General features: G+C 58.8%; 6 protein-coding genes. 4 read left to right on the top strand and 2 right to left on the bottom strand.

Annotated elements, in window-relative coordinates; genetic code table 11:
- Positions 1–1,557 (bottom strand): excinuclease ABC subunit UvrB (gene uvrB / locus ACFFAR_RS18495; RefSeq protein WP_375508239.1); only part of this gene is annotated, 1,557 nt, incomplete at its 3' end.
- Positions 1,558–2,012: 455 nt separating this feature from the next.
- On the opposite strand from uvrB, the gene ACFFAR_RS18490 reads away from it, so the two are divergent.
- A complete protein-coding gene (locus ACFFAR_RS18490; protein ID WP_061999799.1) occupies positions 2,013–3,212 on the top strand; it encodes an amino acid aminotransferase in 1,200 nt (399 codons plus the stop codon).
- A 65-nt stretch (positions 3,213–3,277) separates the two neighbouring features.
- On the opposite strand, the gene ACFFAR_RS18485 is transcribed toward ACFFAR_RS18490, so the two are convergent.
- Entirely contained in the window at positions 3,278–4,552 is a 1,275-nt protein-coding gene (locus ACFFAR_RS18485; protein WP_375508238.1) for a DUF3734 domain-containing protein, read from the bottom strand.
- A gap of 246 nt (positions 4,553–4,798) precedes the next feature.
- On the opposite strand from ACFFAR_RS18485, the gene ACFFAR_RS18480 reads away from it, so the two are divergent.
- From ACFFAR_RS18480 to ACFFAR_RS18470, 3 genes are all read left to right on the top strand, one after another.
- Positions 4,799–5,770: a potassium channel beta subunit family protein gene (locus tag ACFFAR_RS18480; protein ID WP_375508237.1), complete on the top strand. Its 972-nt coding sequence runs from the start codon at positions 4,799–4,801 to the stop codon at positions 5,768–5,770.
- A 140-nt stretch (positions 5,771–5,910) separates the two neighbouring features.
- Positions 5,911–6,756, top strand: a complete 846-nt coding sequence (locus ACFFAR_RS18475) for a 23S rRNA (adenine(2030)-N(6))-methyltransferase RlmJ (RefSeq protein WP_061999802.1) — start codon at positions 5,911–5,913, stop codon at positions 6,754–6,756.
- Between the two features lie 848 nt (positions 6,757–7,604).
- Positions 7,605–7,947 (top strand): DUF305 domain-containing protein (locus tag ACFFAR_RS18470; RefSeq protein WP_375508240.1); only part of this gene is annotated, 343 nt, incomplete at its 3' end.

The raw sequence follows: 7,947 nt of genomic DNA, 5'->3' as shown, positions 1-7,947 counted from the left end.
CACGTCGAACGTGCCAAGACGCAAATCGCGGATGATTTCCACGCGCTCGACCGTATCGATATCGCTGTGCAGATAGCGCACTTTCACACCGTGATCCGCCAGGAATTCGGTGAGTTGTTCGGCCATGCGTTTGGTCAGCACCGTGACGAGCACCCGTTCGTGCACTTTGACACGCTCGTTGATCTCGGCAAGCACGTCGTCCACTTGCGAGCGGGCCGGACGTACCTCGATCTCGGGGTCGACCAGCCCGGTCGGCCGTACGAGCTGTTCAGCGACTTGCCCTGACGTCCGGTTTTCGTAATCGGCCGGTGTCGCCGAGACAAAAACCGCCTGGCGCATCTTGCGTTCGAACTCGTTGAACTTGAGCGGCCGGTTATCGAGCGCCGACGGCATCCGGAAGCCGTAATCGACCAGATTCTCCTTGCGCGCCCGGTCACCGTTGTACATGCCGTTCAACTGGCCGATCAGCACGTGCGACTCGTCGAGCAGCATCAGCGCGTCGGGCGGCAAATAATCGACGAGCGTGGGCGGAGGTTCGCCGGGAGCCGCGCCCGAGAAATGCCGCGAGTAGTTCTCGATGCCTTTGCAAAACCCCAGTTCCTGCAGCATCTCCAGGTCAAAACGCGTGCGTTGCTCGAGCCGCTGCGCTTCCACCAGCTTGCCGTCCTTGTGGAAAAACTCGAGGCGCTCACGCAATTCAGTCTTGATCGTCTCGATGGCGCGCATTACCGTGTCCCGCGGCGTCACGTAATGGGACGACGGATACACGGTGAAACGCGGAATCTTATTGCGCACGCGGCCGGTGAGCGGATCGAAGAGCTGCATCGACTCGATTTCATCGTCGAAAAGCTCGACTCGCACGGCCATTTCGGCATGCTCGGCCGGGAAAATGTCAATGGTGTCGCCACGCACGCGGAAGCTGCCACGCGAAAAATCCGCTTCGTTCCGGTTGTACTGCATCGCGATCAGCCGCGCGATGATGTCGCGCTGCCCCATCTTGTCGCCCGTGCGCAGCGTCAAAATCATCTTGTGATATTCCGACGGGTTGCCGATACCGTAAATGGCCGACACCGTCGCTACGATCACCACGTCGCGCCGCTCCAGCAGGCTTTTTGTGGCTGAAAGCCGCATTTGCTCGATATGCTCGTTGATCGACGAATCTTTCTCGATGAACAAATCCCGCTGCGGAACGTAGGCTTCCGGCTGGTAATAATCGTAGTAGGAAACGAAATATTCGACGGCATTGCGCGGAAAAAACTCACGAAACTCCGCATACAACTGCGCGGCGAGCGTCTTGTTGGGCGCAAACACGATGGCCGGACGGCCCATGCGCGCGATCACGTTCGCCATGGTGAAAGTCTTGCCGGAACCGGTCACGCCGAGCAGCGTCTGGAACGACAGGCCGTCCTCGATGCCCTCGACGAGCGTCGCGATCGCTGTCGGCTGGTCGCCAGCTGGCGGATACGGTTGATAAAGCTGGAACGGCGAGCCCTCGAAGGTGATGAACTTCGATTCATCGAGCGTTTCTGCGGCTTCTACTAGCGGGGTATCGGACATGAGGAAGCGGTGCCTTTGGCCGAGAGCAAACATGCATTCTAGCGGTTCACGCTGGAGCAGGCTTGACGGCGGATCAGGGTTGTCGGATGGATCGGGGCAGCGCCCTTCGGTTTTTAAGCGATCGCCCGATATTTCCCAGATGAGGCGTCCGCCTCCAAACGCAAGCGATTGTTTTGGTGGACGAAAGCTTCGTGGCGTTGAACCGGTAAGTCACGTTCTCACGGCCTCGTTTCTCAAGCAAAATGCCGAATTTCCAGCGAAATATCGCGAATTCGTCGATTGCATCCGCTTTGCCGGGCCAAAAAACGCTGCTCAATTCGTTACAATGCAGAACTGGGGTTTTCATCGATGGGAAGGAGTATTTTGTTCACTCCTCACGGCGCGGTCGAAGCACAGCATGCCGCGACTTCCATCCCGAACGCCCGTGCCCGCCTTTCCACTACCGTCGATAAATCATGTCCCTTTTTTCAGCCGTCGAGCTTGCCCCCCGTGATCCGATCCTGGGTCTGAACGAAGCCTTCAATGCCGATCCGCGCACCACCAAGGTCAATCTCGGCGTCGGCGTGTATTTCAACGAAGAAGGCAAGATTCCGCTGCTGCGCGCCGTCCGCGAGGCTGAAAAAGCTCGCGTTGAACTGGCCGCACCGCGCGGTTATCTGCCTATGGAAGGCATCGCTGCGTACGACGCTGCCGTGCAGAAACTGCTGCTCGGCAACGATTCCCCCCTGATCGCCGATGGCCGCGTGATTACGGCGCAAGCGCTCGGTGGCACGGGCGCCTTGAAGCTTGGCGCTGACTTCCTGAAGCGCCTCAACCCGACAGGCAAGGTCGCGATCAGCGATCCGAGCTGGGAAAACCACCGTGCGTTGTTCGAATACGCCGGTTTCGAAGTCCTCAACTACCCGTACTACGATGCAGCCACGCACGGCGTGAAGTTCGACGCCATGCTCGAAGCGTTCAACAGCTATCCGGCAGGCACCGTCGTGGTACTGCATGCGTGCTGCCATAACCCCACCGGCGTCGACCTGACCCCGGCGCAATGGGAACAAGTCGTGGCAACGGTGAAGGCGCGCTCGCTCGTGCCGTTCCTCGACATCGCCTATCAAGGTTTCGGCGAAAACATCGACGCCGATGCAGCCGCCGTGCGCCTGTTCGCCAAGGCTGACATCAACATCTTCGTCTCGTCGTCGTTCTCCAAGTCGTTCTCGCTGTATGGCGAACGCGTGGGCGCGCTGTCGATCATCACGAGCGGCAAGGAAGAAGCCAGCCGCGTGTTGTCGCAACTCAAGCGCGTGATCCGCACCAACTATTCGAACCCGCCTACGCACGGCGGTTCGGTGGTCGCGGCCGTTCTTGCATCGGCGGAACTGCGCGCCACGTGGGAGCAGGAACTCGGCGAAATGCGCGACCGTATCCGCGCCATGCGCAATGGCCTGGTCGAGCAAATCAAGGCCGCGGGCGTCGAACGCGACTTCAGCTTCGTCAACAAGCAACGCGGCATGTTCTCGTACTCGGGACTGACCGCACCGCAGGTCGACCGTCTGCGTGAAGAGTTCGGCATCTACGCTGTAAGCACTGGCCGAATCTGCGTGGCCGCGCTCAATACGCGCAACCTTGAAGTCGTGGCAAACGCTATTGCGACCGTGCTGAAGTAAGCCTGTTCTTCGCGGCATCCGGAACGGCGCTCCTCGTGGGCGCCGTTTTCTTTGCGCCGCCAAATCTACCCGCGCCCGTCGCGGTGAATATCGTGGGTGATAAAGCCTGAATCGTTTTTCGGCATGTCCAGCCAGTCACGATGACCAAGTGTGCCGCGAATGTCGGCCAGGCCACTTTCCCAATGCTCCCGCATCGTCGATAAACCGAACTGGTAATCCTTGTAGTGCCCCTCGAACTCCTTGTGACGATAGATGAGGTGGATCACGTTGTAGCGCTTCGAGCACGCAAGTTCCTCGGCCGCCTTGCACCACGGATCGCTGTTGCGGACGTCTACCGGCACTTTGTCGAGCACTTCCCGTAGGACATTGCGGAAACGCTGCGAACGTTGCATGGTGTCGGTGACGAGTCGTGTCCGGCTGGAAAACTGCACGTCCTTCACGCGCCCCATCACATCCACAATGCTGTCCGGCACCGGACCTTTGGCGCTCCACAAGTCAACCTGGAACGCGAGCGTGTCACGGCGCGGCGTGGCCTGAGCAATCTCATATAGTGGCGTGTTCGACATGAGTCCGCCGTCCCAGAAATATTCCCCGTCGATCTCGACCGCGGCGAAACCCGGCGGCAGGGCGCCCGACGCCATGAAATGCTCCGCACGCAGCTTCATGCGCGTATTGTCGAAATACGCGAAATTCCCCGTCGCGACGTTCACCGCACCTACCGATACACGCGTCTCCCGCGAATTGATACGGTCGAAATCGCAAAGCCCTTCGAGCGTCGCCTTCAATGGCCGCGTGTCGTAGTAACTGGCCGTGGCGGGATCCCCCGCTGCCAGTGGAGACGGTGGCGGAAAGCGCGGGACAAAGAATCCCTTCTGCCCTTCCACTACTGCGCTTGCTGCCTGCATGGCAGTAAAGGCTTTGCGGATCTCATCGGTGGAATTGAAAAATGCGTGTTCGACGAACGCCGGAAGCGGCGGCATGAACGCTGGCTGACAGACCGTCTCCCAGAATTCGAGGAGGCGCGGCACGCGGTCTTGTGGCGCATTCCCGGCAATGATCGCGGTGTTCAACGCACCAATCGAGATCCCCGCGATCCAGTTCGGATGAATTCCCGCTTCGTTCAGGCCTTGATAAACACCGCCCTGATAAGCGCCAAGCGCCCCGCCTCCCTGCAACATCAAAGCGATGGTTTCGTACGGCGGCAACTTGATCGCGTCACCCGACGCCGTGACTTCGGGTAGCTCCGCGATATCGAGCGACGTCGTCTTGTGAGGATCCTTTGTCACCTTCGCTCGTTTCGATCCTGCTCGCACGTCAACACTTTCTCTGCGCTCTGCCATTAAAACTCCTTTGACGCGTAACACGCCGAAGCAACCTTGCCTTTCACTTCGGACAATAAGACCACGCAAAGCCGCGCCGATCAACCTTCTCGACACCTCATACCCCATTCGGCCAGCTATTCGACGCCGCCCGGCCGCCGTACGCTATGAACCGACGATGCCCCTTCACCGCGTGAATCATGAAAACCGATTAAGCTTTAAGACCAGAGCTACCCCACCAAAAACCCGAAACTGGAGATATCGCATATGAACTATCGTCGGCTTGGACGTTCTGGCTTGCAGGTCAGCGAATTGTCAATTGGCTCGTGGGTAACGTACGGCACGCAGGTCGATCACCGCGCTGCACGCGAATCGCTTGCAGCAGCACGCGATCACGGCGTCAATTTCTTCGATAACGCCGAGGTCTATTCGAAAGGTGCATCGGAAGAAATCATGGGCCGCGCGTTGAAGGAGCTTGCCTGGCCGCGTGTGAGTTATGTGGTGTCGACAAAATTTTTCTTCGGTCTTAACGAAGGCACGAACCAGCATCAAACGCTCAATCGCAAATACTTGCATAACGCCATCGATAGTTCGCTTGCGCGCTTGCAACTCGATTACGTCGATCTCGTCTTCTGCCATCGGCCGGATCCGCACACGCCAATCGAGGAAACCGTATGGGCGATGAGCGACATCATCACGCGCGGCAAGGCCTTGTACTGGGGCACGTCCGAGTGGAGCGCCGACGAGATTCGCAGCGCTTACGACATCGCCGAGCGGCATCATCTGCACAAGCCGGTGATGGAACAGCCCGAGTACAACCTGCTGCATCGTAACCGCGTCGAGAAGGAATATGCGCGGCTCTATGAAGACATCGGACTTGGTCTCACAACGTGGAGTCCGCTTGCATCGGGATTGCTCAGCGGCAAGTACCGCGACGGCGTTCCGTCCGACAGCCGCGCGCAACTTCAGGGTTACGAATGGTTGGCGAAAAAGCTGACGGACAAGGGGACAAACAACATTGTCGGGCGCCTCGCTGAAGTCTCAGACCAGCTCGGCTGCTCGCTTGCACAACTGTCCCTCGCGTGGATCTTGTTGAATCCGCATGTCAGCACGGTCATTACCGGGGCGTCGCGCGTCGAACAGATCCACGAAAACATGAAAGCGATCGACGTCGTGAAAAAAATCACGCCTGAGATCAAGGCGCGCATAGAGGAAATCGTCGGCGACGCGTTCGTCTGAGTCACGCCGGGGCGCGTGCTGCGCGTCGGCTACAATGACGACCCCGCCGAGGTATATACGTCCACGCCTCGGCGACTAGTATTCATCTGGCCGGCTCAGCCCCGCTCCTTCCCGTTTCTCGTCTCCGCTCAATCATCGCCATGCTTAGTTATCGACACGCCTTTCACGCAGGCAATCACGCAGACGTGCTGAAACACGCGATCGTCGTGCAATTGCTTCAATACCTTGGCCAGAAGGACAAGGCGTTCTGGTACATCGATACACACGCAGGCGCCGGCGTGTATTCGCTCGCTGATGGATACGCCACCAAAACGGGAGAATACGAAACCGGTATAGCCAAGCTTTGGGGCAAACGCGACCTGCCCGGTTTGCTCAAGGATTACGTCAAGGAAGTCAAAGCGCTCAACGCAGACGGTACGCTGCAGTTTTATCCCGGTTCGCCCTATCTGGCGTATCGGACCATGCGCGAGCAGGACCGGATGCGCTTGTTCGAACTCCATTCCACTGAGATTGATGTGCTGCGCCACAATTTCCGTGATGCCGGCCGCCGCGCCATGCTTTTCGAAGGCGATGGTTTCGAGGGCATTATCAAGCTCTTGCCGCCACCGCCCCGGCGCGCGCTGGTGCTGATCGACCCGTCGTACGAGGACAAGCGCGACTACGCGCGCACGTTGAATTGCCTAGAGGAAAGCTTGAAACGGTTCGCGAACGGAACTTATGCGGTTTGGTATCCGCAAGTGACCCGGCTGGAGTCGCAACGCTTCGCCGATCAGCTAAAGCGTGTTCAACCAAAGAACTGGCTGCATGTTTCTTTGACCGTGAGCAAGCCGCCAGTTGACGGTTTCGGCTTGTTTGGCAGCGGCATGTTTGTCGTGAATCCGCCCTACACGCTTGCCGGAGAGCTGAAAGAGGCGCTCCCGTACCTCGTCGAGACACTCGGCCAGGACAGCAAGGCTTCCTTCAAGCTGGAGCATCGAGGCGGTTGAGAAGCACCTCGGCCGTTATTGCAGGGACGTGACGGTGCCCGTCGCCGTGTGCGGATCAGAGGAACGCGCTGGGGTTCTAGGCTTGGACCCGCCGGTTCTGGATATTGTCGCGGGGTCAGTTCCGACCGATGTCGGGGCGGTCGAAGTCGTGGGCTGCGCAGGCGACTGAGACCGCGGTTGTTGAGCGGTCTGCGGTTGGGCGCGCGATGGCTGGGACCGCTGCGGCTGCGCATGGGGTTGAACGCTCGCGGGCATGCCTTGCAGCCCCCCGGAATACCCCGCTGAAGAACGCAACCCATGGATCCCCGCTGAACCCGACCGGGACTGATTGCCGGGCGAAATGGCATAGCCTTGGGGGCCGCTGTATCCGCCTGGCTGCACTTCTATATAAGGCGAAACCACAATCGGCTGCTGCCCCTGCTGCGCCGACACTTCAGGCAGCGTCGCCAACGGGCGAGCGGGAACCATGCCCTGTCCGTTCAGCGGCCCAGTTTGCAAGACGGTTCCGCCGGCACCGCTCTGAATACCGGTTTGCGTGTCAAGAATGAGTGGCCGTCCTCCAGCCTGCGCAAACGAGTCCGCTATCATCGCGCTGCAAATCAACGCTGCGCAAAGCGGCGCCCGATATCCCTTCAACTTCGCTTTAAAACTCATGGCGCCCCCGCGTCAAATTTCCGATTGCCCTACTGGTCTCGATTGGAACGTTCATATCATACGAAAGCGCTTTACCTTACCGCGATGGTAAGGCTTAGGCTAGCTTTCTCGAAGTCGAAACTTAAGGAGATTTAATGACGATTCTCAAAAACTTCGGTGGCGCCGCTGCATTTGCCGCGTGCGTTGTCATATCGATGCCGGTTGCGTTTGCACAAGCATCAACACCCGCTGACTCGATGTCAGGCATGGACATGTCGGCAATGAAAGGCAACCCGGCCGATGACGCTACCAAAGCGTTCCAGGCGGCCGACCATTCGATGATGTCGGGCATGTCCGTCATCGAGTACACCGGCAACGCCGACCATGACTTCGTTACGCACATGATTCCGCATCACCAGGGAGCAGTAGCAATGGCCAAAGTCGAGCTGAAATACGGGAAAGATCCGAAGTTGCGGGCATTGGCGAAGGAAATTATCGCTTCACAAGACAAAGAGGTCGCGTTCATGAAGCAATGGCTGGCCGCCCACCCGCAGAACA

This window comes from uncultured Caballeronia sp., assembly GCF_964243625.1.
Classification (GTDB): domain Bacteria; phylum Pseudomonadota; class Gammaproteobacteria; order Burkholderiales; family Burkholderiaceae; genus Caballeronia.
This window is presented reverse-complemented; position numbering and strand designations above follow the sequence as displayed.